General features: G+C 73.9%; 28 protein-coding genes. 11 read left to right on the top strand and 17 right to left on the bottom strand.

Annotation, left to right across the window (positions count from 1 at the left end; all coding sequences use genetic code 11):
- Positions 1-93: 93 nt before the first annotated feature.
- Positions 94-579, bottom strand: coding sequence for an Lrp/AsnC family transcriptional regulator (locus tag ABZ570_RS23190; RefSeq protein WP_358067227.1), 486 nt, complete (start codon positions 577-579; stop codon positions 94-96).
- Between the two features lie 140 nt (positions 580-719).
- Between ABZ570_RS23190 and hppD the strand changes: the two genes are divergently transcribed.
- From hppD to hisC, 4 genes are all read left to right on the top strand, one after another.
- On the top strand, positions 720-1,925 hold the full coding sequence (gene hppD, locus ABZ570_RS23185; RefSeq protein ID WP_358067224.1) for a 4-hydroxyphenylpyruvate dioxygenase: 1,206 nt from the start codon (positions 720-722) through the stop codon (positions 1,923-1,925).
- Positions 1,926-1,935: 10 nt separating this feature from the next.
- Positions 1,936-2,655 carry an RDD family protein gene (locus ABZ570_RS23180; RefSeq protein WP_358067221.1) on the top strand — a complete coding sequence of 240 codons (720 nt, stop codon included), beginning with the start codon at positions 1,936-1,938 and terminating at the stop codon, positions 2,653-2,655.
- Positions 2,656-2,795: 140 nt separating this feature from the next.
- Positions 2,796-3,773 (top strand): RDD family protein, encoded by a 978-nt coding sequence (locus ABZ570_RS23175; RefSeq protein WP_358067218.1) that lies wholly within the window; start codon positions 2,796-2,798, stop codon positions 3,771-3,773.
- Positions 3,770-4,873 (top strand): histidinol-phosphate transaminase, encoded by a 1,104-nt coding sequence (gene hisC / locus ABZ570_RS23170; RefSeq protein ID WP_358067215.1) that lies wholly within the window; start codon positions 3,770-3,772, stop codon positions 4,871-4,873. Before ABZ570_RS23175 ends, hisC begins: the two co-directional genes overlap by 4 nt.
- A 91-nt stretch (positions 4,874-4,964) precedes the next feature.
- On the opposite strand, the gene ABZ570_RS23165 is transcribed toward hisC, so the two are convergent.
- The 5 genes from ABZ570_RS23165 to ABZ570_RS23145 all read right to left on the bottom strand — a co-directional run bounded on the left by ABZ570_RS23165 (position 4,965) and on the right by ABZ570_RS23145 (position 9,451).
- Positions 4,965-6,215, bottom strand: coding sequence for a PQQ-binding-like beta-propeller repeat protein (locus tag ABZ570_RS23165; RefSeq protein WP_358067212.1), 1,251 nt, complete (start codon positions 6,213-6,215; stop codon positions 4,965-4,967).
- Between the two features lie 74 nt (positions 6,216-6,289).
- Complete coding sequence (locus ABZ570_RS23160; RefSeq protein ID WP_358067209.1) at positions 6,290-6,772, bottom strand: SRPBCC family protein; 483 nt, start codon at positions 6,770-6,772, stop codon at positions 6,290-6,292.
- Between the two features lie 231 nt (positions 6,773-7,003).
- A complete protein-coding gene (locus ABZ570_RS23155; protein ID WP_358067206.1) occupies positions 7,004-7,213 on the bottom strand; it encodes a DUF397 domain-containing protein in 210 nt (69 codons plus the stop codon).
- Between the two features lie 175 nt (positions 7,214-7,388).
- Entirely contained in the window at positions 7,389-8,588 is a 1,200-nt protein-coding gene (fahA, locus tag ABZ570_RS23150) for a fumarylacetoacetase (RefSeq protein ID WP_358067203.1), read from the bottom strand.
- Positions 8,585-9,451, bottom strand: coding sequence for a hypothetical protein (locus ABZ570_RS23145; protein WP_358067201.1), 867 nt, complete (start codon positions 9,449-9,451; stop codon positions 8,585-8,587). Before ABZ570_RS23145 ends, fahA begins: the two co-directional genes overlap by 4 nt.
- A 94-nt stretch (positions 9,452-9,545) precedes the next feature.
- Between ABZ570_RS23145 and ABZ570_RS23140 the strand changes: the two genes are divergently transcribed.
- A complete protein-coding gene (locus tag ABZ570_RS23140) occupies positions 9,546-10,712 on the top strand; it encodes a homogentisate 1,2-dioxygenase domain-containing protein (protein WP_358067197.1) in 1,167 nt (388 codons plus the stop codon).
- 45 nt (positions 10,713-10,757) lie between these two features.
- Here ABZ570_RS23140 and ispF read toward each other — a convergent pair whose 3' ends face one another.
- From ispF to ABZ570_RS23125, 3 genes are all read right to left on the bottom strand, one after another.
- Complete coding sequence (ispF, locus tag ABZ570_RS23135; RefSeq protein WP_358067194.1) at positions 10,758-11,240, bottom strand: 2-C-methyl-D-erythritol 2,4-cyclodiphosphate synthase; 483 nt, start codon at positions 11,238-11,240, stop codon at positions 10,758-10,760.
- A 116-nt stretch (positions 11,241-11,356) separates the two neighbouring features.
- Positions 11,357-12,052, bottom strand: coding sequence for a 2-C-methyl-D-erythritol 4-phosphate cytidylyltransferase (ispD, locus tag ABZ570_RS23130; protein WP_358067191.1), 696 nt, complete (start codon positions 12,050-12,052; stop codon positions 11,357-11,359).
- 54 nt (positions 12,053-12,106) lie between these two features.
- Positions 12,107-12,592 carry a CarD family transcriptional regulator gene (locus ABZ570_RS23125; protein ID WP_358067188.1) on the bottom strand — a complete coding sequence of 162 codons (486 nt, stop codon included), beginning with the start codon at positions 12,590-12,592 and terminating at the stop codon, positions 12,107-12,109.
- Between the two features lie 328 nt (positions 12,593-12,920).
- Between ABZ570_RS23125 and ABZ570_RS23120 the strand changes: the two genes are divergently transcribed.
- A complete protein-coding gene (locus ABZ570_RS23120; protein ID WP_358067185.1) occupies positions 12,921-13,643 on the top strand; it encodes a hypothetical protein in 723 nt (240 codons plus the stop codon).
- A gap of 20 nt (positions 13,644-13,663) precedes the next feature.
- On the opposite strand, the gene ABZ570_RS23115 is transcribed toward ABZ570_RS23120, so the two are convergent.
- From ABZ570_RS23115 to ABZ570_RS23100, 4 genes are all read right to left on the bottom strand, one after another.
- Positions 13,664-14,254 (bottom strand): hypothetical protein, encoded by a 591-nt coding sequence (locus tag ABZ570_RS23115; RefSeq protein ID WP_358067182.1) that lies wholly within the window; start codon positions 14,252-14,254, stop codon positions 13,664-13,666.
- A gap of 56 nt (positions 14,255-14,310) precedes the next feature.
- Entirely contained in the window at positions 14,311-15,360 is a 1,050-nt protein-coding gene (locus tag ABZ570_RS23110) for a type III polyketide synthase (RefSeq protein WP_358067179.1), read from the bottom strand.
- A 183-nt stretch (positions 15,361-15,543) separates the two neighbouring features.
- Positions 15,544-16,710 (bottom strand): acyl-CoA dehydrogenase family protein, encoded by a 1,167-nt coding sequence (locus ABZ570_RS23105; RefSeq protein ID WP_358067176.1) that lies wholly within the window; start codon positions 16,708-16,710, stop codon positions 15,544-15,546.
- Positions 16,711-16,753: 43 nt separating this feature from the next.
- Positions 16,754-17,515 (bottom strand): methyltransferase domain-containing protein, encoded by a 762-nt coding sequence (locus tag ABZ570_RS23100; RefSeq protein ID WP_358067173.1) that lies wholly within the window; start codon positions 17,513-17,515, stop codon positions 16,754-16,756.
- 45 nt (positions 17,516-17,560) lie between these two features.
- On the opposite strand from ABZ570_RS23100, the gene ABZ570_RS23095 reads away from it, so the two are divergent.
- From ABZ570_RS23095 to disA, 4 genes are all read left to right on the top strand, one after another.
- The gene (locus ABZ570_RS23095; RefSeq protein ID WP_358067170.1) at positions 17,561-18,403 is read left to right on the top strand and encodes a UbiA family prenyltransferase; all 843 of its coding nucleotides are present in this window, start codon (positions 17,561-17,563) and stop codon (positions 18,401-18,403) included.
- Between the two features lie 142 nt (positions 18,404-18,545).
- Positions 18,546-19,286, top strand: a complete 741-nt coding sequence (locus tag ABZ570_RS23090) for a hypothetical protein (protein ID WP_358067167.1) — start codon at positions 18,546-18,548, stop codon at positions 19,284-19,286.
- 107 nt (positions 19,287-19,393) lie between these two features.
- Positions 19,394-20,845: a DNA repair protein RadA gene (radA, locus tag ABZ570_RS23085; protein ID WP_358067164.1), complete on the top strand. Its 1,452-nt coding sequence runs from the start codon at positions 19,394-19,396 to the stop codon at positions 20,843-20,845.
- A gap of 142 nt (positions 20,846-20,987) precedes the next feature.
- The gene (gene disA / locus ABZ570_RS23080; protein ID WP_358067161.1) at positions 20,988-22,172 is read left to right on the top strand and encodes a DNA integrity scanning diadenylate cyclase DisA; all 1,185 of its coding nucleotides are present in this window, start codon (positions 20,988-20,990) and stop codon (positions 22,170-22,172) included.
- 69 nt (positions 22,173-22,241) lie between these two features.
- Here the strand turns inward: disA and ABZ570_RS23075 are convergent, their stop codons facing one another.
- From ABZ570_RS23075 to ABZ570_RS23065, 3 genes are all read right to left on the bottom strand, one after another.
- Positions 22,242-22,982, bottom strand: a complete 741-nt coding sequence (locus tag ABZ570_RS23075) for a hypothetical protein (RefSeq protein WP_358067158.1) — start codon at positions 22,980-22,982, stop codon at positions 22,242-22,244.
- A gap of 141 nt (positions 22,983-23,123) precedes the next feature.
- Complete coding sequence (locus tag ABZ570_RS23070; protein ID WP_358067155.1) at positions 23,124-23,684, bottom strand: peptide deformylase; 561 nt, start codon at positions 23,682-23,684, stop codon at positions 23,124-23,126.
- Positions 23,681-24,193, bottom strand: a complete 513-nt coding sequence (locus ABZ570_RS23065; protein WP_358067152.1) for an ACT domain-containing protein — start codon at positions 24,191-24,193, stop codon at positions 23,681-23,683. Before ABZ570_RS23065 ends, ABZ570_RS23070 begins: the two co-directional genes overlap by 4 nt.
- A gap of 96 nt (positions 24,194-24,289) precedes the next feature.
- Between ABZ570_RS23065 and ABZ570_RS23060 the strand changes: the two genes are divergently transcribed.
- Positions 24,290-25,192, top strand: coding sequence for an A/G-specific adenine glycosylase (locus ABZ570_RS23060; protein WP_358067149.1), 903 nt, complete (start codon positions 24,290-24,292; stop codon positions 25,190-25,192).
- A 124-nt stretch (positions 25,193-25,316) separates the two neighbouring features.
- On the opposite strand, the gene ABZ570_RS23055 is transcribed toward ABZ570_RS23060, so the two are convergent.
- A partial coding sequence (locus ABZ570_RS23055; protein WP_358067146.1) for an AAA family ATPase occupies positions 25,317-26,186 on the bottom strand: 870 nt, incomplete at its 5' end.

The following is a 26,186-nucleotide window of genomic DNA, read 5'->3' as shown; positions in this document are numbered from 1 at the left end:
GCCCCATCGGCCCGAAATGCGGGGCAGCAACTGCAAGATCGCCGAGGGGGAGGGGAGGGACGGGGGGAGGGAGGGGGCGGGGGGGTTAGTGGGTTAGTGGGTTGCGGAGTGGATTAGGGGGAGGGTGCGGTAGGGGATTTGCTCGGCTAGGGCGATGATGGTGGAGGCGCGGCGGATGCCCTCGAAGGCGACGATCTGGTCGATCACCCGCTGGAGGTCGGTGTTCGACCGGGCCACGATCCGGCAGAGCACGTCGCTGGAGCCGGTGATGGTGTGCGCCTCCAGCACCTCCGGGATGGCGGCCAGGTGCGCGGTGACCGGGTCGTGGCCGTGCCGCTGGCTGATCTCCAGGGTCACGAAGCTGGTCACCCCGAAGCCGATCGCGGCCGGCGAGATCTCCGGGCCGAAGCCGCCGATCACCCCCCGGTCGACCAGCTTGTCCAGCCGGGCCTGGACGGTGCCCCGGGCCACCCCCAGCCGCCGGGAGCACTCCAGCACGCCGATCCGCGGCTCCTCGGCGAGCAACGTGAGCAGCCGCGCATCCAGCTCGTCGAGCTGTACATTCTGACCAGCGTTCATGGTGTTTCACTTTACCGAATGCGCAACCTGACCAGCATTTCGGCGAACTGTTGCCCAACCGGCGGCGGCACCGCGATCCTCGCCACAACAGCACACCAACGGCGGCCCACGAGGCCGGCCGGTACGCAAGGGAGGCCACCATGACCCAGGCGATCGACCGACCCGAGTCGACCGAGGAGGTCGACGCCGACGCCCTCGTCGGCGCCGTCGACCACGACATCACCCGGGACCCGTTCCCGGTGAAGGGGCTCGACCACGTGCACTTCCTGGTGGGCAACGCCAAGCAGGCCGCCCACTACTACTCCACCGCGTTCGGCATGACCTGTGTGGCGTACCGGGGCCCGGAGCAGGGCTACCGGGACCACGCCCAGTACGTGCTGACCAGCGGCTCGGCCCGGTTCGTGCTGACCGGCGCGGTCCGCCCGGACGCCGAGGGCGCCGAGCACGTGGCGAAGCACAGCGACGGCGTCTCCGACATCGCGCTGGAGGTGCCGGACGTGGACGCCGCGCACGCGCACGCCACCGCCCAGGGCGCGACCGGCCTGGTGGAGCCGCACGACGTCACCGACGAGCACGGCACGGTCCGGCTGGCGGCCATCGCCACGTACGGCGACACCCGGCACACCCTGGTCGACCGGTCCCGCTACACCGGCCCGTTCCTGCCCGGCTTCGTGGCTCGCGGGCCGATCGTGGACCGGCAGCCGATGATCGACGCCGGCCTCCAGCCGAAGCGCTTCTTCCAGGCCGTCGACCACGTGGTCGGCAACGTGGAGCTCGGCAGGATGGACGAGTGGGTCGAGTTCTACAAGCGGGTCATGGGCTTCACCAACATGGCCGAGTTCATCGGTGACGACATCGCCACCGACTACTCCGCCCTGATGAGCAAGGTGGTCGCGAACGGCACCCGCAAGGTGAAGTTCCCGCTGAACGAGCCGGCGATCGCCCGCAAGAAGTCGCAGATCGACGAGTACCTGGAGTTCTACCAGGGCCCGGGGGCCCAGCACATCGCCGTCGCCACCAACGACATCCTGGCCAGCGTGGACGCGATGCGGGCCGCCGGCGTCGACTTCCTCGACACCCCGGACTCGTACTACGACGACCCGGAGCTGCGCGCCCGGATCGGCGAGGTGCGGGTGCCGATCGAGGAGCTGAAGGCCCGCAAGATCCTGGTCGACCGGGACGAGGACGGCTACCTGCTGCAGATCTTCACCAAGCCGGTGCAGGACCGCCCGACCGTCTTCTTCGAGCTGATCGAGCGGCACGGCTCGCTCGGTTTCGGCAAGGGCAACTTCAAGGCCCTGTTCGAGGCGATCGAGCGGGAGCAGGAGAAGCGCGGCAACCTGTAACACTGTCCGCGTGACCCAGCCTCCCCCGACCACGCCGCCGCCCGCCGGGCCCCCGTCCGCGGGCGGCGGCTTCGCACCCCCCTCCGGCCACGGGCCGATGCGACCTCCGGTGCCACCGCAGTACCTCCCACCGCTGTACGCCGGACCGCCCGGCTATCCCCCACCGGCCCATCCGCCGTACCCGGGTGTCGTGCCACCCCCGGTGGCACCCAACGGACAGCCCCTCGCCAGCTTCACCGACCGGCTACTGGCCTGGCTGATCGACACTGCCGTGGCGAGCCTGGTGTCGCTGGTGCTCTTCCTGCCGGTCTTCCTGTGGATCTGGTTCCGCACCTTCACCGAACTGATGAAGGTCAACCCGGACGGGACGATGAACGAGCCGGACCCGGCCCGGATGATCAGTGACTTCATCGTTCCGCTGCTGCTCGCCGAGCTCGGGCTGTTCCTGGTCCTCTTCGTCTTCTACTGGCTCTACCACGTCGAGTACGCCCGCCGGACCGGCCAGACGCTCGGCAAGAAGGTGATGAAGCTCCGGATCGTCCCGCTCGACCCGAACGCGCCACTGACCCGGGGCACGCTCGGCAAGCGGTACCTGGTCGAGTTCGTCGCCGGGTCGCTGGTGCCCTTCCTCAACTACGTCGACGGGTTCTGGCAGCTCTGGGACAAGCCCTGGCAGCAGTGCCTGCACGACAAGTTCGCCGGCACGGTCGTCGTTAAGGTTGCACCGTGAGCGCGAGGAGTGAGCCGGGTCTGCGAGCCCCGCAGCCGCGAGCTGAGGTGGCACCGTGAGCGCGAGGAGTGAGCCGGGTCTGCGAGCCCCGCAGCCGCGAGCTGAGGTGGCACCGTGAGCGCGAGGAGTGAGGTACGGCCGTGAGCGTGCAACCCGGCTGGTACGTCGACCCCGCCGACCCCGAGACCCGACGGTACTGGGACGGCGAGGGCTGGATGGGTGCGCCGATCCCGGTCGACGCCACCCCGCCCGAGGGTCCCCCGCCGCCCGAGCCGGCTCCTGTCGCCGCACCGGCCACCGCCGCTCCCGGCTCGCCGCCCGACGGGCCGCATGCGGAGCAGCCGGGCGCACGCGGTGCCCGGCCCTACCCGGAGCAGCCGGGCGCACCCGGTGCCGGGCCGCGTCCCGAGGGGCCGGTGGGCGGCCAGTGGCCGGGCTACCCGCCCGGGCCGGGGCACCCGTCGGGGCCGCCGCCGGGTTGGCCGTACCCGACCTGGCCGGGTCGGCCGCCGGTGCCGCGCCCGCACGGGCTGCCGCTCGCCTCGTACGGCGCCCGGCTGGTCGCCCGCCTGATCGACTTCGGGGTGCTGGTCCTGCTGAACGCGGCGGTGAACGGCTGGTTCGTCTGGCGCTACGTCGAGGAGATCTCGCCGTACGTGCGCGAGTCGGTGCGCCGGACGCTGGCCGGGAACACCTCCACCGAAGGTCTGCCGACCATCGGCGAGCAGGCCGGCGGGCTCCAGGTCGCCATCCTGGTGATCGCCACCGCGCTCTGGTTCGCGTACGAGGTGCCCTCCATGGCGACGCGCGGACAGACCTTCGGCAAGCGGGTGATGGGCGTACGCGCCCTGCCGGTCGAGGCCGACCAGCCGCTCGGCTTCGGCCGGGCCACCCGACGATGGAGCACCCTCGGCCTGCCGACCCTGCTCTGGTTCTGCTGCGGCCTGGGGCTGGTGCTCCAGTTCGTCGACGCGGTCTCCGCGCTCTTCGACCAGCCGCTGCGCCAGGCCCTGCACGACAAGCGGGCGCAGACCGTGGTGGTCCAGCTGCCCCACACCAGGCCCGACACCCGTACCACCTCGCGCGACCGCGCCCATCCCCCGGGAGACACCGAATGACCGACGCCGCACGCCACCAGCCTCCGCTCCGGCTGACCCGCGCCGACCTGGACGCACTGCCCAACTACGTGCCCGGGCGCAGCCCCGCCGACCTGGCCCGCGAGCTGGGCCTGCCCGAGGCGATCAAGCTGGCCAGCAACGAGGTCCCCTACGGCCCGCTGCCGGGCGTGGTGGAGGCGGTCGCCGAGGCGGTCGCCGGCTCGCACCGCTACCCGGACATGGGCGTGGTGGCGCTGCGCCAGGCCCTCGCCGAGCGGTACGGCGTGGACGCCGACCGGATCGCCACCGGCTGCGGTTCGGTGGCGCTCGCCGAGCACCTGGTCCGGGCCACCTGCCTCCCCGGCGACGAGCTGCTCTACTCGTGGCGGTCGTTCGAGGCGTACCCGATCATCGCGGCGACCAGCGGCGCGACCAGCGTGCGGGTGCCCAACGACGCCGGCCACGGCCACGACCTGGCCTCGATGGCGGCGGCGGTGACCGACCGGACCCGGATGATCCTGGTCTGCAACCCGAACAACCCGACCGGCACCGCCGTCCGCAAGGCGGAGCTGGACCGGTTCCTCGACACGGTGCCGGACGACGTGCTGGTGGTGATCGACGAGGCGTACCGGGAGTTCGTCACCGACCCGGAGGTGCCGGACGGCCTGAGCTACCTGGACCGCCCGAACGTGGCCGTGCTGCGCACGCTCTCCAAGGCGTGGGGGCTGGCCGGCCTGCGGATCGGCTGGCTGGTCGCCGAGCCGACCGTGGCCGCCGCCGTACGCAAGGTCGTCACGCCGTTCTCCACCAGCATGGCGGCCCAGGCCGGCGCGCTGGCCGCGTTGGCTCAGGCCGACGAGGTGGAGCGGCGTTGCGCGCTGGTCGTCGCCGAGCGGGACCGGGTCACCGAGGCGCTGCGCAAGCTGGTCCCGGACGTGCCGGCCAGCCAGGCCAACTTCGTCTGGCTGCCGCTCGGCGAGCGGGCCGTCGAGTTCGGCAAGGCGTGCGAGGCGCGTGGGGTGATCGTCCGGCCGTTCCCCGGTGACGGCGTCCGGGTCACCATCGGCACCCCGGCCGAGAACGACGCCTTCCTCGCCGCCGCCGAGTCCGCCCTGTCCTGACCGAAAGGAGGGGCCCCTTCTTAACGCCTGGCGTTGTACAGGGGCCCCTTCCTAACCCGTCCGCGGCGGCGGGCGGACCAACACGTCCGCGTCACGTGGCGGCGAGCAGCACCGGCTCGGCCATCCGGAAGTAGGCCTGGTCGTCGTCGTCCGGGCCGGCTCCCTCGCGGGACCGCTCCACCGCCACGTAGCCGCCCGTGGCGTACGCCCGGCCGGGCTGCCAGTCGATCCCGTCAGCGCCGATGGTCAGGGCGAAGCGGGACCGCTCCGCACCGGTGGCCGGGTCGAGGGTCACCAGGTCCCGCCGCTCGGTGAGCAGGTGCACCCGGCCCGGCTCGACCGCGATGATCCGCACCGGGCCGAGGTCGGCCCGGTGCCACAACTCCGCACCGGTACGCGCGGACCGGCCGGTCACCACGCCCGCCGAGGTGCCGACGGCCCGCTCGCCGTCGAGTGCGGTGTCCACCCCGTCGAGACCCGGCGCGGCCAGCGGGACGCCGGTGCCCACCAGCCAGCCCTGGCCGCTGCCATCGCCACCTGAGATGCGCAGCCCACGGCAGCCGGAGCGGCCCTGCCGGCAGCCGACCGGCGTCACCACGAACTCGTCCGGGGCGCCCGGCGGACGCCAGCGGGTACGGAGCGCGCCGGTGACCGCGTCCCGGAACTCGACCGTCTCCGGCCCGGCGCACTTGGCCAGCCCGAGTACCTCACCGTCGGCGGTGGTGCCCGCAGCACCCAGGCAGCCCCGCTCCTGGTCGACCCGCCACAGCCGGCTGCCGTCGACCAGGTCGTACCCGCCGAGCTGCCCGGCACCGGCCACGACCAGCACGGTCCGGCCGGTCGGGGTGCGGGCCACGGAAAGCCCGGACGGTTCCCAGACGGTCGCGGCGTAGGTGCGGCGGGGGTTCGGCAGCAGGCCCGGTTCCGCGGCGTCGGCGCGCCAGGCGACCCGCCCGGTCCGCGCGTCCAGCGCCACCAGCTTCCCGTCGGACCAGTGGCTGACCACCGTGGTCCCGTCGGCCACCACCCCGCTGAGCCGGGCCGGCCAGCGCCGGTACGACCAGTACGGGGTGACCCGGTATCCGCGGTCGACCGGCTGGTCGGCGTACACCTGGCGGTCGGCCGCGTAGACGCGGAGCCGCCCGTCCACGATCAGCGGGGCCACCGGCAGCCGACCCACCACCCCGACGGCCGGCGTGACCGCCGCCGGGTAGCCGGCCCGGGCGGCCGTCTCCACCTCGGCCGGGGCGAGGACCCGGTGCCCGACGACCGCCGCCGCCCCGACGCCGAGCAGCACCGCGACCAGGGCCGCAGCTGCCTGCCGCCCCTTCGGGAACCCCATGCCGCACCTCCGGTCGGCACCCTACCGACGGCAGCCGGGAAAGTCCCTGTCAGGTGATGCCGGCCGCCATGATCTCAGGCCGCCACCGCGGGGGCCGGGGGACGGGCGGCCCGAGCGAGGTCGGCCAGGTCGCGCCGGAACGCCGCCTCGACCGCGCGGGCCGCCAGACCACCGAAGAGCAGGGCGAGGACCCGGCCGTACGGGGCGGTGAGCGTCGCCTCCTGCCGCACGGTGACCGCGGTGCGGGCCCGGCAGCGCCGCCGCACCGTACGCAGGGTCCAGGTGATCCGGTAGTCCACGCCGATGCCGGGCGAGCTGAGCACCAGCCGCCGGGCCGGGACGGCCTCCAGCACGACGAAGTCCTCCGCCTGGGCGCTCCCGTCGGGCCGGAGGCGGGTCTCCCGCCAGCTGGTGCCGGGCGCGAGGCGGCCCGGGGTGAGCAGCTCGACGGTGTTGACCGCGGAGAGCCAGCCGGCGCGGGCCGGCAGGTCGACCAGCAGCCGCCAGACATCGACGGCGGGTGCCTCGATGAGCTGGGTGACCGCGACCGTCGACATGACACCTCCCGTACCGCCCACGGTACGGCGAGTGAGGTCGCGACGGGAGCCCGGCGGCGGAATTTCCGCCGCCGGTGACCGTTTCAACGGGGGTGGCGGGTTGCGGCGGCGGTGGCCGCTCTCTGCGGGGTGGCGGGTTGTAGCGGCCCGGCGGACGGGGCCGGTCACGCCCGGCGGACGGGCCGGTCAGGGCCGGCGGACGGGGCCGGTCAGGGCCGGCGGACGGGCCGGTCAGGGCCGGAACCGTCCGTCCCGGATCGCCTCGACGAAGGCGGTCCAGCCTGGCGGGCTCACGGTCAGCACCGGGCCGGACGGGTCCTTGGAGTCGCGTACCGCGACCACGCCCGCGGTCCGGGCCAGGTTGTCCGCCACCTCGACGCACAACCCCTGATCGTTCGAGCGGCTGCTGGTGCGCCAGACTGCGCCCGCGAGATCGGTCATGCTCGGTGCCTCCTTCTCCGCTGGGACGTCCCACACGACGGGCCGGCGACGCCGTGCCGCGCCGTCGGCCGGGGCCGCCGCGCCAGCCGGCGGCGGACCCGGGACGATCAACGGAACTACCCGGGACCCCGGTCGCACAGCGGGTGCGACCGGGTCCGGCGGTACGAAGGCCAGGTCAGCGGGGTGGGAGGACGGTCCCGGTGACCTCGCCGAGGGCGATGGTCGTGCCGTCCGGGCCGGGGGCGGTGGCGGTGACGGTGACCGTGTCGCCGTCCTCGAGGAAGGTCCGGGTGGCACCGTCGGCGAACTTGACCGGCTCGACCCCACCCCAGGTCAGCTCGAGGAACGAGCCGACCTGACCGCGCTCCGGGCCGGACACGGTGCCGGAGGCGTAGAGGTCACCGGTGCGCAGCGACGCGCCGTTGACCGTGAGGTGGGCGAGCTGCTGGGCGGGCGTCCAGTACATGGTGGCGAAGGGCGGCTCGCTGACCCGTTCGCCGTTCCAGTCGACCGCGAGGGCCAGGTCCAGCCCGAGGTGCGGGACGTCGCGCAGGTAGTCCTGCACCGGCGGGTCCTGGTCCGGAGCGGGTACGAAGGCGGCGGCCAGCGCGTCCAGCGGGGTCACCCACGCCGAGACCGAGGTGGCGAAGGACTTGCCGAGGAACGGGCCGAGCGGCTGATATTCCCACGCCTGGATGTCCCGGGCGGACCAGTCGTTGACCAGCACCACGCCGAACACGTGGTCGGCGAAGTCCGCGACGGCGACCCGGTCACCGAGTCGGCTCGGCACCCCGACCACGAAGCCGACCTCCGCCTCGATGTCCAGCCGCACCGAGGGGCCGGTGGTCGGACCCTGGGCGGTGGCCCGCTGCCCGGTGGGCCGGACCACCGGGGTGCCGGAGACCACCACCGTGCCGGCCCGGCCGTGGTAGCCGATCGGCACGTGCTTCCAGTTCGGCAGCAGCGGCGGCTGGCCCGGCCGGAAGATCTGCCCGACGTTGGCCGCGTGGTGCTCGGACGAGTAGAAGTCGACGTAGTCGGCCACCTCGAACGGAAGCAGCAGCTCCACCTCGCGCAGCGGCACCAGCAGCGGCTCCACCGCCGGCCGGTGCGCGGCGTCGGTGAGCAGTTCGGTGACGCGCTGCCGGACGGCGGTCCACTGCGGACGGCCGAGCGCCATGAAGTCGTTCAGCGTGGGCCGGCCGAGCGCCCCGGCGGCCAGCACCAGCCCGGCGGCCTCCGCGCCGGCCAGGTCCAGCACGAAGTCGCCGATGCGTACGCCGACCCTCGGCCCGTGCTCGCCGTTCCGGAACACCCCGTACGGCAGGTTGGCCACCCCGTACGACGATCCCTCGGCACCCGTCACCCAGGTCATTCCTCGAAGCCCCCGTTCACCAGCCCAAGCCGGATCAGATCGGTCAGTGGTTCGGAGATGCTGCACGAGCCGTACCCGACCCAGAGCGGGCGCTCGGCGTCCCGGTGCGCCCGGCCCAGCTCGACCACGCGTACCGGGTCGGTGGCGGCGAGCAGGTCGGCGACGTCGGCCACCTCGGCGCCCCCGGTGGCGGCCAGGGTCGCGGCGAGCACGTTGACGAAGCCGTGGTGGGTGAAGCCGGTCTCGGAGTCCCGGTGGCGGAGCGCGTGGTGCAGCCCGGCGGTCAGCTTGAACGGCAGCTCCCGGTCCCGGCAGGCGCAGATCACCGCCGCCAGCTCGCCCGGGGTCGGGAACAGCTCGGCGGCCAGCCCGCCGGTGCGGAACTTGGCCGCGACCGGGAGCCCGCCGGCCCGCGCCTCGGCGAGGGAGTCCAGGGCATCCATCAGCCCGAAGGTCAGCGGGATCTCCGCGTAGACCGGGGTGCCGGCCAGCCGCTCGGCGAGCTTGAGCAGGTCGGCCAGGCCGGGCTGGGGATCCTCGCCGCGCTTGGCGACCGGTGCCTCGACCTGCCGGGCGGTCACGCCGTCCGGGGTCAGGAACGACAGCGCGAAGGGCAGCCCCGCCACGCCGGTGTCGCCGATGAGGCCGATCACGAAGCCCTCGGCCGGGTCGACCAGGCCGCTCAGCTCCCCGGCCGTGATCGCCGAGGCGGGCAGCAGCAGCGGGCCGACCAGGTCGGCGTACCAGGCGGCGCGGTGCCGGCGGTGCGCGATCACCGCGTCCGGCAGCGACGCGCTGCCGGGCGGGAAGACCGCGGCGTCGTCGACCAGGCCGGCGAGGAGGCGGGGCACCTGCGTTGACACGAGACAAGAATGTACGGGACGCTACGAGGAACGGACAACAGCGTCCGATTATCGGACGTCACCGGCCGGAGAACGGGACATATCGGGAGGCGAGATGCCGTACTACCGCAGCGTCGGCGAGGTGCCCCGCAAGCGCCACACCCAGTTCCGTCAGCCCGACGGCAGCCTCTACGCCGAGGAGCTGGTCGGCCAGGAGGGCTTCTCCTCCGACTCGTCGCTGCTCTACCACCGCCACGCGCCGACCGCGATCGTGGCCGCCGAGGAGTTCACCCCGCCCGCGTTCAGCCGGGTGCCGAACCTGCCACTCAAGCCGCGGCACCTGCGTACCCACAAGCTCGACGGCGCCGGCGCGGACCCGGTGCTCGGCCGGCAGTACCTGCTCGCCAACGACGACGTGCGGATCGCGTACGTGCTGGCCGACCGGCCCTCGCCGCTGTTCCGGGACGCCACCGGCGACCACTGCCTCTACCTCGAGTCCGGCTCGCTGCGGGTCGAGTCGCCGTTCGGCGCGCTGGAGGCGGTGGCCGGGGACTACGTCATCATCCCCACCTCGACCATCCACCGGCTGGTGCCGACCGGCGGCGAGCCGACCCGGCTGCTCGCCGTCGAGGCGGCCGGGCACGTCGGCCCGCCCAAGCGCTACCTGTCCGTACGCGGGCAGTTCCTGGAGCACTCGCCGTACTGCGAGCGCGACGTCCGGGGGCCGGACGCGCCGCTGCTGGTCGACGGCGAGGACGTCGAGGTGCTGGTCCGGCACCGCAGGGGCTGGACGAAGTACGTCTACGCCCACCACCCGTTCGACGTGGTCGGCTGGGACGGGCACCTCTACCCGTGGGCGTTCTCCATCCACGACTTCGAGCCGATCACCGGGCGGATCCACCAGCCGCCGCCGGTGCACCAGACCTTCCAGGGCCCGAACTTCGTGATCTGCTCGTTCGTCCCGCGCAAGGTGGACTACCACCCGGACGCCATCCCGGTGCCGTACAACCACCACAACGTGGACTCGGACGAGATGCTCTTCTACACCGGCGGCAACTACGAGGCCCGGCGCGGCTCCGGCATCGAGCAGGGCTCCATCTCGCTGCACCCGTCCGGCTTCACCCACGGCCCGCAGCCGGGTGCCGCCGAGCGGTCGATCGGGGTGGACTTCTTCGACGAGCTGGCCGTCATGGTGGACACCTTCCGCCCGCTCGACCTCTGTGACGCCGCGTCGACGTGCGAGGACGACGCCTACGCCTGGACCTGGGCACGACGCGGCTGACGGTACGACCGGGGGACGGGCCCGGGGCCGGCGAGCGTGCCGGGCCTACTCCGCCGGGGCCTCGTACACCAGGGCCACGGCGATGCCGGCGAGCCCCTCGCCGCGCCCGGTGAAGCCGAGCCCGTCGGTGGTCGCGGCGGAGACGGTGACCGGGGCGCCCACCGCCGCGGAGAGCACCCGCTGCGCCTCCTCGCGACGCGGGCCGATCTTGGGCCGGTTGCCGACCACCTGCACCGACACGTTGCCGATCCGGAAGCCGGCCGCGCGGACCCGCCGGGCGCTCTCGGTGAGCAGCGCCACGCCCGACGCGCCCGCCCACTCCGGCTGGTCGACGCCGAAGTTCGCGCCCAGGTCGCCCAGGCCGGCGGCGGAGAGCAGGGCGTTGCAGGCGGCGTGCGCCGCCACGTCAGCGTCCGAGTGGCCGGCCAGGCCGTCCTGGCCCGGCCAGTGCAGGCCGGCGACCCAGCACGCCCGCCCGGCCTCGAAGGCGTGCACGTCCGTCCCGATGGCCACCCGAGGAACGATCATGAGCCGAGCCTACGCCCCACCCCACCCCGCCGATCATGGAGTTGGGGCGCCGGGCTCGGCCGGATTCGCGGCTTTCATGACCGACCATGGCTCCATGATCGCGGCGGACCGACGCGTCAGGCGCCGGCCACCAACAGGTGCTCGGCGAGGGCCAGGTCGAACGGGCGGGTGACCTTGAGCGCGTACTCGGAGCCGGGGACGCAGACCACCGGCACGCCCTGCTTCTCGACCAGGCCCGCGTCGTCGGTGAGCGGGTCTCGGGCGGCCGCGTGCGCGGCGGCCAGCACGGACCGGCGGAAGCCCTGTGGCGTCTGCACGGCCCGCAGGGCGGACCGGTCCACCGTGCCGAGGACCACCTCGCCCGCGTCGACCTCCTTGATCGTGTCGACCACGGGGAGCACCGGGATCACCGCGTCGTGCCCGGCGCGGACGGCCCCGGCCACCGACTCGACCAGCTCGGGCGGGGTGAGCGCGCGGGCGGCGTCGTGCACCAGAACGATCTCCGGCCCGGCGGGGACGGCGGCCAGCGCGGCGGCCACCGAGGCCTGGCGCTCCGCGCCGCCGGCCACCACGATCACCGGGGCGATCGGCGCGAGCATCGCCCGGACGGGTTCGACGTCGGCGGCCGGGGCAGCCACCACGATGGTGTGCACCGAGGGCGCCGCCGCGATCCGGCGCACCACGTGCACCAGCAGCGGCTCCCCGGCGAGCGGCCGCAGCGCCTTCGGCGCGCCGGGACCGAGGCGTACCCCGGCACCGGCCGCAGGAACAAGGACCGCGACGTCACCGCGCGGGTTGAGCTGCGCGGTCACGTCGCGGTCCTCGGATTTCCTTGCTACGGGGTGGGTACGACGATGCTGTGCGGATCAGGCCTCGGTCAGCACCTTGTCGAGCAGCGTCTCCGCCTCGTCCTTGGTGCTCTTCTCAGCCAGCGCGACCTCGCCGACGAGGATGTCGCGGGCCTTGGCGAGCATGCGCTTCTCACCCGCGGACAGACCCCGCTCCCGCTCCCGGCGCCACAGGTCGCGGACGACCTCGGCGACCTTCAGCGGGTTGCCGGAGGCCAGCTTCTCCAGATTCGCCTTGTAGCGCCGCGACCAGTTGGTCGGCTCCTCGGTGTGCGGTGCACGGAGCACGTCGAAGACCTTGCCCAGGCCCTCTTCGCCGACCACCTCACGCACACCCACGATCTCGGCGTTCTCGGCGGGCACCCGGACCGTCAGGTCACCCTGCGCGACCCTCAGGACGAGGTACTGCTTGGGCTCGCCCTTGATGAGCCGAGTCTCGATTGCCTCGATGAGTGCGGCCCCGTGGTGGGGGTAAACAACGGTCTCGCCGACACTGAAAACCATAGGTTCGAAACCCCTTTCGCTGTGTCTAGGGTAACACGCTCAGGCACCGATGTCTCACCGCTGTCCTGACCGTTGGCGCAGCTCAGGGGCCCTGTGAGAGGTATTTCTTCAGCTTGACAGGCGGTCAAACCGATGGTTTCGACACGCTCCGTGACCATTGGTTGACAACCCGACATGGGCGGCAGGAGCGTCGATATCTAGGGCGATGCGCTCCTCCCATGGTAGCCCCGGAATCCGGGATGCGCCCAGGTGTGGCGGTACGCCGGCAGGTGCGGGACGCTGGAGGTGGACGTGACGTCCGCTCACCGCGACGGTTCCTGGGGGTCCGATGAGCATGCCTGACGCTGAAGGCCAGGGGCCGCCGGACGGGCTGCCCGACCTGCCCCCGGAGTGGGGCCGGGTGGTCATCCCCGACGATCCCTCGGCGCTCGCCCACGAGGCCCGGCAGGTCCGCCGTGAGCTGCGTCGCCTCCGCCGGCAAGCGGTGTGGCGCCGCCGGCTCGGCCTCGCCCGCCGGCCGGACGGCCGGCCGCCGCTCGGGCTGCCGGTGCTGGTCCTGCTGGTGTCGGTGCTGATCACCCTCGCCGGGTTGGCCGCCGTCACCTGGCCCCGCTCGTCGCGCTCCGGTGGCACCCCCACCGTCGTCCCGTACCCGACGGCCACCCCGGCGGCGATCGGGCCGCTGCCCGCGCTGGACCTGGTCGACGCCGCGCAGTCGCCGGTGCCGCTGCGCAGCCTGCTGCCCGCGATGATCGTCCTGGTGGACGCCTGCGCCTGCACCGAGCAGGTGGCCCAGGCGGCGGCCGCCGCCCCGGCGGGCGTCACCGTGGTCACCGTGAGCGGGAGTCGGGCGGTCGAGCCACCCCCCGCCCTCGGGGTACGCGCCCTCGCCGACCCGGCCGGTGGCCTGCGCGACTATCTTCGCCTCGCCGCGCACTCCGGCACCGCCCCCGCCCTTCTCGTGAACCGGGAGGGCACGCTGGTTCGACTCGTGCCCGAGCTGGGCCCGGTCGACCAGTACCGCGACGACCTGGTCCACCTGACGGGCTGACGACCCCGGCGGCCCGACGATCAGGGCACGGACGAAAGCTGGGCGTTCAGGTCGAGCTCGCCGGCCTCGGCCGTGAAACGCACCAGCATCGGACCGCCGCTGGCGGTGAGCCGTTGGACGATCGGCGTCGCGGCACAGGTCGTCGTCAGTGACGTGTCGTCCTCCTCGACGCCGGACCAGTTCACCGTCAGCGTGCCCGGCCCGGAGCAGGACGCGATGAGCAGATGGCGCTCGCCGAACGCCCCGTTGACCTGCCGGACCAGCGGATCGTGGCCCGCGGCGAGGTGGGACCGCTCCTGCCAGACGCTGCGCGAGACCACCGTCGGCCCGGGAGCGTCCGGCCCCTGCTGGACGAGCACCCGTCCGTCCGGGTCCGCTCCGAGCTGGACAACCACCCGCTCGTCCAGGTCCGCCTCCGGCGATCCGACGACCTGCCCCGCAGGGTCGCCCAGCCGCACATCGGGCTGCAGCGAGGCGCTCGAAGGGCTGGGCGAGGGACCTGTCGGGCCGAGGGCCGGTGCCGAGTCCCGCCACCACCAGGCGCCGAGCGCCATGGCGGCCAGCGCCAGGCCGGCCAGCAACACACCCCGTACCCGGTCGTCGGCATCCATGTGGGTCAGACTAGCCACGCGGTGCCCGTCTGGACCGCCCGCTGATCGCCCCGGACTCAGCCGGTGCGCTCGAGCAGGGCCCCGTACAGGGTCAGGCCCGGTCCGAAGGCGAGCATCAGGACCCGGTCCGGCGGCCGCTTCGCCCGGCGCAGGCGGTCCAGGATCAGCAGCACCGTCGGCGAGGAACAGTTGCCGTGCTCGTCCAGCGTGGCGCGGGACGCCGCGAGGGCCTCCGGGGGCAGGGCCAGCTCCCGGTCCACCACGTTGAGAATGCGCGGGCCGCCGGGGTGCACCGCCCAACCGTCCACTTCGACCAGGGTCCGCCCGTGCCGGGCCAGCAGATCGTCGACCAGGCCCCGGACGTGGTGCGAGAGCACCTGCGGGACCTTCGGCGACAGGCCCATCCGGAAGCCGGTGTCGGTGACGTCCCAGGTCATGTGGTCGGCGGTCGAGGTGTCGGTGACCGAGGCGACCTCGCGCAGCGCGTACCCGGGGCCGCCGGGGACGAGCACGGCGGCGACCGCGGCGTCCGAGAAGAGCGCGTGCGACACGATCTGCTGGGTGTCCACCCGGGCACCGGCGGGCTGGATGTGCAGGCTGGTCAGCTCCGCGCAGAGCAGTAGCGCGGGGCGACCCCGGGCGGTGACGAAGTCGCTCGCCGCACCCAGCCCGGGCAGGGCCGCGTAGCAGCCCATGTGGCCGACGAAGACGCGCTGCGTGTCCGGGGCCATGCCCAGGTCCCGGGCGAGCAGGATGTCCAGCCCCGGGGTGGCGTACCCGGTGCAGGAGCAGACCACGAACAGACCCACGTCCCGGGCGTCCAGCCCGGCCGCGGTGAGCGCCCGGCCCACCGCCTCCTTGCCGAGCGGCAACGCCTCCACCTGGTAACGCCGCATGCGGCGCTCGGTCGGCCACTCCGAGACGTCCTCCAGCAGGGGGTTCACGGCCGCCTGGCGGTGGGACACGCCGGAGTTGGCGAAGATGCGCTCGGCCAGCGCCCGGGTGGCCCCGGAGAAGTGCTTCGCGAAGAAGCCGGCCCAGAGTTCCTGCTGCGCGGCGGCCGGCGGCTGCGCCGTCCCCAGGCCCGCGATCACCGGCACGGCCATGTCCCCCACCTCTCGTCCCCGATCCCCACGCTTCACCAACGAGCGCCCACCGTTCGCGACTCCGCAGATCGCAAACGCGGCTCACTCCTCGCGCTCACCACACGCCTTCCGCTCGCGACCGCGGGGCTCGGAAACCCGACTCACGGTCGGGCAGGCGGCGAACCGCACCCCCACCCCTCGCGCTCACCAACGAGGCGCCGAGCCGTCGCGGTCCGGGTCGCCGCCCAGCGCCGCAATGCCGAGCCAGTCGGCGCAGACGTCGGAGGTGGCCGGGTGCAGCGAGCCGCATCGGGCGTCCCGGTAGAGCCGCTCCAGCGGGTGGCCCCGGCGGGTGGCCGAGGTGCCGGCGGCCTCCAGCATGGACGCCGCCACCTCGGCGGCGGTGGTGCCGGCCAGCAGCTTCGCCCGCCACACCCAGCGGTTGGTCTCCGCGTCGCCGGGCGCCTCGTCCACCCGGCGGGCCGCCTCGGCCACCGCCAACTCGGCCGCCGCGACGGCCGCGTCCGCCCGGCCCAGCCGGGCTCGGACCGCCGGCAGGCCGGCGAGGTTGCGGGCGTTCAGGTGCTCGGCGGCGGCGTCGATCGCCGCTCGGGCCACCCCGACGTAGACGGCGGCGTAGCTGGCCACCAGCCAGTGCGGCATGAGCTGGGCGACCACCAGGGCGAGCCCCTCCACCCCGCCGAGCAGCCGGTCGGCGGGGACGGTGACGTCCAGATGCAGGTCGTGCGAGGAGGTGGCGCGCATGCCGAGCGAGTCCCAGGTGGGCTCCACGGTGATCCCCTCACCGGCCGGGACCAGGAACTGGGAGACCACCGACTGGTCGGCGGCGCTACGCGCGGCCACCAGGTAGCCGTCCGGGTGCCCGGCGCCGGAGCAGAACGTCTTGCTGCCCTTGATGTGCCAGCCCCCGTCGACCGGCTCGTACACCGTGCTGAGCTGGGACAGCCGGGCGCCGGCGCCGCGTTCGCTCATCGCCACCGCGTACCAGGCGCCCTCGGCGGCCGCGCGGAGCAGCCGGTCCCGGGCGGCCAGCGCCTCGTCCGGTACGCCGAGCGCCTCCGCCAGTTCCTCGGTCACCGCCCCCAGCGCCCCGGTGACCGAGGCGTGCATGTTGAAGACCAGCGCGGTGGCGCCGTTGCCCCGGGCCAGCTCGGTGGCGACCGCGGCGTACTCGGCGAAGGTGGCCCCCGCCCCGCCCAGCTCCCGGGGCACCATCAACCCGAAGAGCCCGGCCGCCCGCAGGTCGGCGAAGTCGTCGGCCGGGAAGGAGCCGTCCCGGTCGTGGTCCGCCGCCCGGGCGGCCAGTCGCGGCGTCAACCGGCGGGCCGCCTCCAGCGCGTGCACAGTCATGTCGCCCCCTTCTCGGCGTCCCCTCTACCCTCGGCAGCCCGGGCTACCCGCTCCGGCGCCCGTGGCCCTGGTACAGCACCGCGGTGGACCGGGTCGGCACGATCCGCGGCTCCGTCCGGCCCGGGCGGCCGTCGACGGCTCCACGCCGCCGGCGCAGCAGCCACGCCAGCGTCCCGGTCAGTTCGGGGCGGATCCCGCGCAGCCGCAGCTCGACGCCGTGCCGGGCGCACTCGGCGACCAGCGCGCGGGCGTCCACGAACAGCCGTGGGTCGTGGATGCCCCGCGGCACGGTGGGCAGCCGTTCACCGATCTCGACCGCGACCAGCCGGGCCAGCAGGGTGTCGTTGAGGGTGTCCAGCACCAGCAGGCCGCCCGGCCGCAGCAGGCGGCACGCCTCGGCGACCGCCCGCCGCCACTGCGGCACGTGCTCCAGCACCTCACCGGCGGAGACCACGTCGGCGCAGCCGTCCGCCAGCGGCACCGCGGTGACGTCCGCGTTGACCACGGTCACCCCGTGCGCGGCGGCCTGGTCGAGGGCCGAGCGGGTGAGGTCCACCCCGACGTGCCGGTAGCCCTTGCCGGCCAGGTGCGGGGCGAGCAGGCCGGCGCCGCAGCCGAGATCGACCAGGACGGCGTCCCTCCTGCTGGCCCGCGGCACCAGCGCGGCGCGGGCCCGGGCCAGCCAGTGCAGCATCGCGAACGCGCCGTCCGGTCGCCACCACTCGCCGGCCAGGTCGTCGTACTGGCGCGGGTCGTTCGGCGGCAGCACCCGGGACGGAGTGGACACCGGGGCCACTTCTCGCATGAAACGAGCGTGGCACGACTCCCCGGTAACGACCAGACTTCCCTTATGCCGTCTTGGGTGTTAGGGCTGGTCAAGGCGAGCCACCCGGAACCGACCGCCGCGGTCACCGTGGTGGCCGGGCTGCTGGCGGCCGGCGCCGGGCACCGGCCGGCCGGAGTGGCTGCCGTGCTGCTCACCGTGCTGGCCAGCCAACTCGCCGTCGGCTGGAGCAACGACGTGCTCGACGCGCACCGGGACGCCGCGGTGGGGCGTACCGACAAGCCGGTGGCCACCGGCGTCGTCCGGCGACGGCCCCTGGCGTACGCCGCCGTCGCGGCCGCCGCCGCCACGCCGCTGTTGGCGCTGCTGTTCACGAACGGCCCGGCGGCGGCGTGCGTGACGCTCGGGCTGGTGTCCGCGCTGCTCTACAACTGGCCGCTGAAGTCGACCGCGGTCTCCGTGCTGCCGTACGCGGTCTCCTTCGGCACGCTGCCCGCCTTCGTGGTGCTGGCCCTGCCCGGCTCGCCTCCGCCCCCGGTCTGGCTGCTGGCCGCCGCCGCGTCCCTGGGCGCCGGGGCGCACTTCGCCAACGTGCTGCCCGACCTGGCCGACGACGCGCGGACCGGGGTGCACGGGCTGCCGCACCGGCTGGGCCCGGCGGGCAGCCGGCTGGCCGCCGCCGGGCTGCTCCTCGCGGCGACCGTCGTCCTGGTCGTCGGGCCGCCCGGGCCACCGTCGTGGGCCGGCCTGTCGGCCATCGCCGTCGCCGCCCTGGTGCCGGCGCTCGGCTCGTACGTCGGACGGGTGTCGGCCCGGGCCGGCGGCCGGCCGGTGGCCGCCTTCCGGGCGGTGATGGTGGTGGCGCTCATCGACGTGGTCCTGCTGGTCGCGAACGGCCGGGTGGGGTGACCTGCCCCTCGGAGAGTGGCATTGCCGGGTCGGCGTGCGGCCCTCGAACAGGCCCAACTACCCTGGAGCGCGGTCTGCGCGGGTATGGCCAACCCCGTGCCCGGCGAACGGCCGGGTGGGGATCGTGACGAGGAGGACCGACGTGACGCGCTCGATCAGGGGTTCCGGGCGGGCGGCCCTGCTGCTGGCCGGTACGGCGGCGGCGAGCCTGCTGCTGGCCGGGTGTGGCTCCGGCCAGGTGGCCGAGACCGCCCTCAAGGTCCCGTCGGTGCAGGGCGCCAACGTCCAGACTCCGAACGCGCTCTACCTGGTGCGCGGCCTGTACGTGCAGTACCCGGGCACCGAGGGCTACCAGCAGGGCGCCGACGCCCCGCTCCTCATGGTCATCTACAACGACAGCCCGGCCCCGGTCACCGTGACCGTCAGCACCGACAGCGCCCGCGATGTCGTGCTCACCGGCACCGACGCGAGCGGCCCGCAGGCGAGCCCGAGCAACTCGCCGACCGAACCGGCCTCCGCGTCGCCCACCCCGAGCGACCCGAACGCCTCGCCGAGCCAGGCGCTGGGCTCCGGCGAGCCCACCACCGGTAGCCCGTCGGCCTCGCCGAGCGAGTCGGCTCCGGCCGAGCCGGCCCGGATCGAGATCCCGGCCAAGGGATACGCCCAGCTCATGCCCAGCAGCAACCGGTTCCTGCAGCTCGTCGGCCTGCACGAGAAGCTGCTCACCGGTCAGCAGGTCAACCTGACCTTCGACTTCGGCAACGGCCAGACCATCCGGACGACGGCCCAGGTCGGCGTCCCGCTGACCCCGGCCCCGGCACCCTCGGCGATCGTGCACCCCCGCGAGGAGGCGGGCTTCGAGAGCGGCGGCCCGCACGGCTGATCCGCCGACCGGATCCTTCCCGGCACCGCCGGTGTGGCCAGCGCCACGCCGGCGGTGCCGCCGTTTCCGGCTGGGCTTTCGTCGTACCGCCCGGTTAGCGTCCTGGGGTGAGCACCTCCCGATCGACCTCCCCCCGCGCCACCGCCACCGGCCGCAGCCGGGGGGCCGCCCGCGAGCCACGCCCGGCGTACGAGTGCGACGCCTGCGGCCACCAGCCGCCCAAGTGGGTCGGGCGCTGCCCGGAGTGCGGCGAGTGGGGCTCGGTGGTCGAGTGCACGGTCACCGGTCCGCTGGTCTCCGGCCGGGTGGTCAGTTCCCGGATACCCGCCGAGCCGGCCCGCCCGATCGCCACCATCAGCGCCGCGCCGGCCCGGGCCCGGCCCACCGGGGTCAGCGAGCTCGACCGGGTGCTCGGCGGCGGGCTGGTCCCCGGGGCGGTGGTGCTGCTCGCCGGCGAGCCCGGGGTCGGCAAGTCCACCCTACTGCTCGACGTGGCCCAGCAGTGGGCCGCCAACGCCGGCAGCCCGTCGCTGGTGGTCAGCGGCGAGGAGTCGGTCAGCCAGGTGCGCCTGCGGGCCGAGCGGATGGGCACCCTGCACGACCAGCTCTACCTGGCCGCCGAGAGCGACCTGTCGGCGGTGCTCGGCCACCTCGACGCGGTCAAGCCGGGCCTGCTGGTGCTCGACTCGGTGCAGACCATCTCCACCACCGGCACCGAGGGGGTGCCGGGCGGGGTGACCCAGGTCCGGGCGGTCACCGCGGCCCTGGTGGCGGTCGCCAAGGAGCGTGGCGTCGCCACCGTGCTGGTCGGCCACGTGACCAAGGACGGTCAGGTCGCCGGTCCCCGGGTGCTGGAGCACCTGGTCGACGTGGTGCTGCACTTCGAAGGTGACAAGCACTCCTCGCTGCGCATGGTCCGGGGAGTGAAGAACCGGTTCGGCGCGGCCGACGAGGTGGGCTGCTTCGAGATGCACGAGGGGGGCATCAGCAGCCTGGCCGACCCGTCCGGGCTCTTCCTCACCCGCTACTCCGAGCCGGTGCCGGGCACCTGCGTGACGGTGGCGATGGAGGGGCGGCGAGCCCTGGTGACCGAGGTGCAGGCGCTGATCGGCGCCACCGTCGCCGGCTCGCCGCGGCGGACGGTCTCCGGGCTGGACGGGGCGCGGCTGGCGATGGTGCTGGCGGTGCTCCAGCGGCGCACCGAGCGGCTGACCCTGCACGACCGGGAGGTGTTCGCCGCGACGGTCGGCGGAATCCGGGTGGTGGAGCCGGCCGCCGACCTGGCCGTGGCCCTCGCGGTCGCCTCGGGCGGCCTCAACCTGGCCATCGACCCGCATCTGGTGGCGATCGGCGAGGTCGGGCTCACCGGCGAGGTACGTCGGGTCGGCGCGGTGCCGCGCCGGCTCGCCGAGGCGGCCCGGCTCGGCTTCCGGCTGGCCCTGGTGCCGCCCGGCTGCGGCCCGAGCAGCAGCGGAGTGACCCCGGAGCAGATGCGGGTGATAGAGGTCACGGACGTACGCGGAGCGCTCCAGGCTGCCGCCCGCGCTTCCGCCGAGTGACCCTCGGTGAGCGTACGGCGGGACCGGCTGGGCGATTCCGGACAGCGGGCACGCCGGCTCGCGGACCGAAGAAGCCGGGCATCGTGACACATCACAGTAACCACGAGAGCACCCACCGCAGGGCAGTCCGTAGACTGTGCCCGTGCCGATCGACCGCGATGCCACCAAGCCCGCCGCGGCGACGCCGCACGCCCGCACCGGCGCCGTGGGCTCGTCCGCCCGTCCGATCAGCGTGAGCGTGACCGGGAGCGTCGGCGGGGCCGGTGGGGACCCGCTGCGAGCCAATCTCGCCCTGATGGCGCCGGGCACGGCGCTCCGCGACGGTCTGGAGCGCATCCTGCGCGGCCGCACCGGCGCGCTGATCGTTCTCGGCTACGACAAGGTGGTCGACTCGATCTGCACCGGCGGCTTCCCGCTGGACGTCGAGTTCTCCGCGACCCGGGTCCGGGAGCTGTGCAAGATGGACGGCGCGGTGGTGCTCTCCAGCGACGGCACCCGGATCGTGCAGGCGGGCGTGCACCTGATGCCCGACCCGTCCATCCCCACCGAGGAGTCCGGCACCCGGCACCGCACCGCCGAGCGGGTGGCCCGGCAGACCGGCTACCCGGTCATCTCGGTCAGCCAGTCGATGCGGATCATCAGCCTCTACGTCAACGGCCAGCGGCACGTGCTGGACGACTCGGCGGCCATCCTGTCCCGGGCCAACCAGGCCCTGGCCACGCTGGAGCGTTACAAGCTCCGCCTGGACGAGGTCTCCGGCACCCTCTCCGCCCTGGAGATCGAGGATCTGGTGACCGTGCGCGACGCGGTGGCGGTGGTGCAGCGGCTGGAGATGGTCCGCCGGATCGCCGACGAGATCGCCGGGTACGTCGTGGAGCTGGGCACCGACGGTCGGCTGCTCGCTCTCCAGCTCGACGAGCTGATGGCCGGCGTGGACGCCGACCGCACCCTGGTCATCCGCGACTACCTGCCGGTCGGCCGGAAGTCCCGCACCCTCGACGAGGCGCTGGTCGAGCTGGACCTGCTCAGCGCCACCGAGCTGATCGATCTGGTCGCGGTGGCCAAGGCGATCGGCTACCCGTCCGCGTCCGACGCCCTCGACGCGGCGGTGAGCCCGCGCGGCTTCCGCCTGCTGGCCAAGGTGCCCCGGCTCCCGACGGCCGTGGTGGACCGGCTGGTGGTGCACTTCGGCAGCCTCCAGCGGCTGCTCGGCGCCACCGTGGAGGACCTGCAGGCCGTCGAGGGGGTGGGCGACGCCCGGGCCCGGGGCGTGCGCGAGGGGCTGTCCCGGCTCGCCGAGGCGTCCATCCTGGAGCGGTACGTCTGAGCCCGCACCCGAGCCGGCCCGCGGTTCAAGTCCGGCCCGCCGCCCTGGGTCGGGCGGCCCGGTTGGCGGTCAGCCGACGATGGTCAGCTTCACCGGGTTGCTGATCTTGGTGCCCACCCGGGCGAAGACCTGGTACGTGCCGGCGGGCACGAATTCGCCGTCGGCGAGCCCGTTCGCGCACTTGTTGGCGTACCTGCTGTTCCAGCCCAGCTCGTAGAAGCGCTCGAAGTTCGGCGTGAACGACTGCACGTCCGAGCCCTTGCCGGTGCCGCAGGTGTCCGACGACCAGACCCGTTCCGCACCCGCCTTGACGAACAGCTCCTGGAGGTCGGCGCCGACGTCCCGGCTGCACGTACGCTCCGACACGTTCTTGATCTTGAGGCGCAGGGTGACCACCGTGCCGCGCTGGGCGGTGGCGGGCGCCGCCACCGGCGTCACCCGGATCTCCGAGTCGGCGCACGTCCCGTCGTCCACCACCGGGGCCGGGGCACCGTTCGCCCCGCTGCCGTCGTTCGTCCCGCTGCCACCGCCCGCCGGCCCGCCCGACCCGCCGTCCGTGCCGTCGCCGGAGTCACCCGGCGTCGGGGACGGGCTGCCGGACGTCGGGGTCAGCACCGAGCCGGCCGGCTGCGGACCCGAGGTGGCGGACGGCGTACCGGAGGGGTCAGTGCCGACGGCGCCGGTGTTCTTGGGCTCCGGGCCATTGCAGGAATAGAGCACGACAATCAGGAAGAGAAGCCCCGCTCCGAGTACGACGGCGCGACGCCGCCAGTACACGGCGGGTGGCAGGGGGCCGACCGTCAGACGCATGATGCGTTCACCGTAGCGGCGTAGCGCACGGCACGGGGAACGACGCGCCGGTAGGGATCCGCCTCACTCGACCAACCACCCTCCACAGTCGACCTCTTCCGGGGCCAGGCCGGCGGCTCCCGCGCCGGCGACCAGACCGGCTCAGAGGTAGACCTTGCGCTGGTAGACGGCGTGCGCACCGGCCACCCGGTCGAGGAAGAGCAGGCCGGCACAGTGGTCGATCTCGTGCTGGAGCGCCCGCGCCTCGAAACCGTCCGTGACCAGCCGCACCGGCGCGCCGGTGCCCGGCAGCACCCCCTCGACCACCAGCCGGCTGGCCCGCTTCACGTCACCGGTCAGGTCGGGCACCGACATGCAGCCCTCGCGCCCGGCCTTCCAGCGGGTCGCCTCGACCACCCGCGCGTTGCACAGCACGAAGGTGCCGTGCACGGTGACCGCCTTCGGGTGCCCGGTGACGTCCACCGCGAACACCTGGGCGCTCACCCCCACCTGCGGCGCGGCGAGGCCCACGCAGCCCGGCGAGACCCGCATGGTGGCGACCAGGTCGGCGGCGAGCCGGACCACCTCGTCCGAGGTCGGGTCGACCTCCGGCCCGGGCCGGCTGAGCACCGGGTCGGGCGCGGTCACCACCGGCCGCACCTCACCCGGCACCGCCAGCGCCTCCGGGGTCCAGCCGCCCAGGCCGACGTACTCCGCCGTCACAGCAGGTCCGTGTCCGCCGGGCGGAGGCTGACCCCCACGCCGAGCTCGGCAGCGGTACGGGCGAGCCGTCCGGCCACCTCGTCGGAGCTGCCCGGCAGCAGGTCGACCTCGGCGACCAGCACATAGAGGGAGCCGGTCAACCGGGTGCTCAGGTCCGTGACGTTGCCGCCGGCGTCGGTCAGCACCCGGGTCATCGCCGCGACGATGCCCATCCGGTCCGCGCCGTGCACCGCCAGCACGTACGGCTCGCCGGTCGCCGGCGCCTGCCCGTCCGGGGTGACCGCCCGTACGGTGGCCAGCAGTTGGCCGTCGGCGGCGAGCGGGGCCAGCGCGGCCTCGACATCGGCGGCGGCCGGGCCCACGCAGATCAGGGTCATCGCGAAGTGGCCCCGCAGCCGGGTCATCGTGGAGTCGGTGAGATTTGCGCCGAGCCGCGCGAGCGCCTCGGCAACGTCGGCCACGATGCCCGGCCGGTCCCGGCCGATGACGGTGATCGCCAGCTCGTTCATCCGGACATTCTGCCCTGCCGCTCGCGCGCGGTCGGTCCGGCCCCGCCCGACCGCCCATCCTGCGGGAATGCGACTCGTGGCATGATCGGCGGCGCGATGTCCGAGCCCTCTTTCGCCGCCCTGGTCAGCCGCTGGTACGAGCGGAACGCCCGCGACCTGCCGTGGCGTGAGCCGGGCGTGGGCGCGTGGGCGATCCTGGTCAGCGAGATCATGCTCCAGCAGACGCCGGTGGTCCGGGTGCTGCCCGCCTGGCGGGCCTGGCTCGATCGCTGGCCCACCCCGGCCGCGCTGGCCGAGGACACTCCGGCCGAGGCGATCCGGATGTGGGGACGGCTGGGTTACCCCCGTCGGGCGGTACGGCTGCGGGACTGCGCGGCGGCGATCGTGGAGCGGCACGGTGGCGAGGTGCCCGACCGGCTGGACCAGTTGCTGGCCCTGCCGGGCGTCGGGACGTACACGGCCCGGGCAGTGGCGGCGTTCGCGTTCGGCCAGCGGCACCCGGTGGTCGACACGAACGTGCGCCGGGTGGTGTGCCGGGCGATCGCCGGGGAGCCGGACGCCGGCCCGGCCACCCGCCCCGCCGACCTGGTCGCCACCGAGGAACTGCTGCCCGCCGAGCCGGCCGCCGCGGCGCTGGCCAGCGCGGCGTTCATGGAACTCGGCGCGATGATCTGCACCGCCCGCTCGCCCCGCTGCGCAATGTGCCCGGCCGAGTCCGTCTGCGCCTGGCGGGCATCCGGCCAGGAGGCCCCGACCGGCCCGACCCGCCGCCCCCAGCGATACGCCGGCACCGACCGGCAGGTACGCGGCCTGCTGCTCGCGGTGCTCCGCGAGGCGACCGGGCCGGTGCCGCACCAGCGGCTCGACCAGGTGTGGCACGACGGCGTGCAGCGCGCCCGGGCCCTGGCCGGCCTGGTCACCGACGGCCTGGTCGAGCCGGCCGGCGAGGACTCCTTCCGCCTGGTCGGCGACGGCCCCCCGATGATCCCCCTCCCCTGACGAGGCGCCTGCCCTCCCTTGGATCCACTCGGATCACGGGCGAGGGGACGCGGGCCGGAGGCGGGAAAAGGCGACGGCCCCGGCGGCTTTCGCCTGCCGGGGCCGTCGCCCTGACCGATGTCGCTTACTCGTCCGCACCCGCGGTGGCGGCGCCACCGAGGTCGGCCGGGACGGCGTCCGGCACGGCCACCGGCCGGTCGGCGCCCCGGAAGACGAGCTTGGACTTGTCGATGTCGCTCGGGTCGCCCTCGCAGTCCACCACCACGATCTGACCCGGGGTCAGCTCGTTGAAGAGGATCCGCTCGGAGAGGTTGTCCTCGATGTCGCGCTGGATCGTGCGACGCAGCGGCCGCGCGCCCAGCACCGGGTCGAAGCCCTTCTTCGCCAGGTACTTCTTGGCGTTGTCGGTCAGCTCCAGGCCCATGTCCTTGTTCCTCAGCTGCGTCTCGATCCGCGCGATCATGATGTCGACGATCGACAGGATCTCGTTCTCGCGCAGCTGGTGGAAGACGATGGTGTCGTCGATCCGGTTCAGGAACTCGGGCCGGAAGTGCTGCTTGAGCTCGTCGTTGACCTTCTGCTTCATCCGGTCGTAGTTCGACTCGGAGTCCTCAGAGGCCTGGAAGCCCAGCGACACCGCCTTGGCGACGTCCCGCGTACCGAGGTTGGTGGTCAGGATGATGACCGTGTTCTTGAAGTCCACGATCCGACCCTGGCCGTCGGTGAGCCGCCCGTCCTCCAGGATCTGGAGGAGCGTGTTGAACACGTCCGGGTGGGCCTTCTCGATCTCGTCGAAGAGGACCACCGAGAACGGCCGACGGCGCACCTTCTCGGTCAGCTGCCCGCCCTCGTCGTAGCCGACGTAGCCGGGCGGGGCACCCACCAGCCGGGACACCGTGTACCGGTCGTGGAACTCGGACATGTCCAGCTGGATGAGGGCGTCCTCGCTGCCGAACAGGAACTCGGCGAGCGCCTTGGACAGCTCGGTCTTACC

The sequence above is a fragment of the Micromonospora sp. NPDC007271 genome, assembly GCF_040634005.1.
GTDB lineage: Bacteria > Actinomycetota > Actinomycetes > Mycobacteriales > Micromonosporaceae > Micromonospora.
This window is presented reverse-complemented; position numbering and strand designations above follow the sequence as displayed.

What these genes read in the sequence shown, in the direction of transcription:
- ABZ570_RS23115 (WP_358067182.1), bottom strand. Translation starts at nt 14,254, where the DNA reads ATGGATGCCGACGACCGGGTACGGGGTGTGTTGCTGGCCGGCCTGGCG.
- ABZ570_RS23105 (WP_358067176.1), bottom strand. Translation starts at nt 16,710, where the DNA reads ATGACTGTGCACGCGCTGGAGGCGGCCCGCCGGTTGACGCCGCGACTG.
- ABZ570_RS23190 (WP_358067227.1), bottom strand. Translation starts at nt 579, where the DNA reads ATGAACGCTGGTCAGAATGTACAGCTCGACGAGCTGGATGCGCGGCTG.
- ABZ570_RS23075 (WP_358067158.1), bottom strand. Translation starts at nt 22,982, where the DNA reads ATGCGTCTGACGGTCGGCCCCCTGCCACCCGCCGTGTACTGGCGGCGT.
- fahA (WP_358067203.1), bottom strand. Translation starts at nt 8,588, where the DNA reads ATGACCTGGGTGACGGGTGCCGAGGGATCGTCGTACGGGGTGGCCAAC.
- ABZ570_RS23110 (WP_358067179.1), bottom strand. Translation starts at nt 15,360, where the DNA reads ATGGCCGTGCCGGTGATCGCGGGCCTGGGGACGGCGCAGCCGCCGGCC.
- hppD (WP_358067224.1), top strand. Translation starts at nt 720, where the DNA reads ATGACCCAGGCGATCGACCGACCCGAGTCGACCGAGGAGGTCGACGCC.
- ABZ570_RS23065 (WP_358067152.1), bottom strand. Translation starts at nt 24,193, where the DNA reads ATGAACGAGCTGGCGATCACCGTCATCGGCCGGGACCGGCCGGGCATC.
- ABZ570_RS23140 (WP_358067197.1), top strand. Translation starts at nt 9,546, where the DNA reads ATGCCGTACTACCGCAGCGTCGGCGAGGTGCCCCGCAAGCGCCACACC.
- ABZ570_RS23160 (WP_358067209.1), bottom strand. Translation starts at nt 6,772, where the DNA reads ATGTCGACGGTCGCGGTCACCCAGCTCATCGAGGCACCCGCCGTCGAT.
- ispF (WP_358067194.1), bottom strand. Translation starts at nt 11,240, where the DNA reads ATGATCGTTCCTCGGGTGGCCATCGGGACGGACGTGCACGCCTTCGAG.
- ABZ570_RS23120 (WP_358067185.1), top strand. Translation starts at nt 12,921, where the DNA reads ATGAGCATGCCTGACGCTGAAGGCCAGGGGCCGCCGGACGGGCTGCCC.
- ABZ570_RS23095 (WP_358067170.1), top strand. Translation starts at nt 17,561, where the DNA reads ATGCCGTCTTGGGTGTTAGGGCTGGTCAAGGCGAGCCACCCGGAACCG.
- ABZ570_RS23060 (WP_358067149.1), top strand. Translation starts at nt 24,290, where the DNA reads ATGTCCGAGCCCTCTTTCGCCGCCCTGGTCAGCCGCTGGTACGAGCGG.
- hisC (WP_358067215.1), top strand. Translation starts at nt 3,770, where the DNA reads ATGACCGACGCCGCACGCCACCAGCCTCCGCTCCGGCTGACCCGCGCC.
- ABZ570_RS23100 (WP_358067173.1), bottom strand. Translation starts at nt 17,515, where the DNA reads ATGCGAGAAGTGGCCCCGGTGTCCACTCCGTCCCGGGTGCTGCCGCCG.
- ABZ570_RS23165 (WP_358067212.1), bottom strand. Translation starts at nt 6,215, where the DNA reads ATGGGGTTCCCGAAGGGGCGGCAGGCAGCTGCGGCCCTGGTCGCGGTG.
- ABZ570_RS23125 (WP_358067188.1), bottom strand. Translation starts at nt 12,592, where the DNA reads ATGGTTTTCAGTGTCGGCGAGACCGTTGTTTACCCCCACCACGGGGCC.
- ABZ570_RS23155 (WP_358067206.1), bottom strand. Translation starts at nt 7,213, where the DNA reads ATGACCGATCTCGCGGGCGCAGTCTGGCGCACCAGCAGCCGCTCGAAC.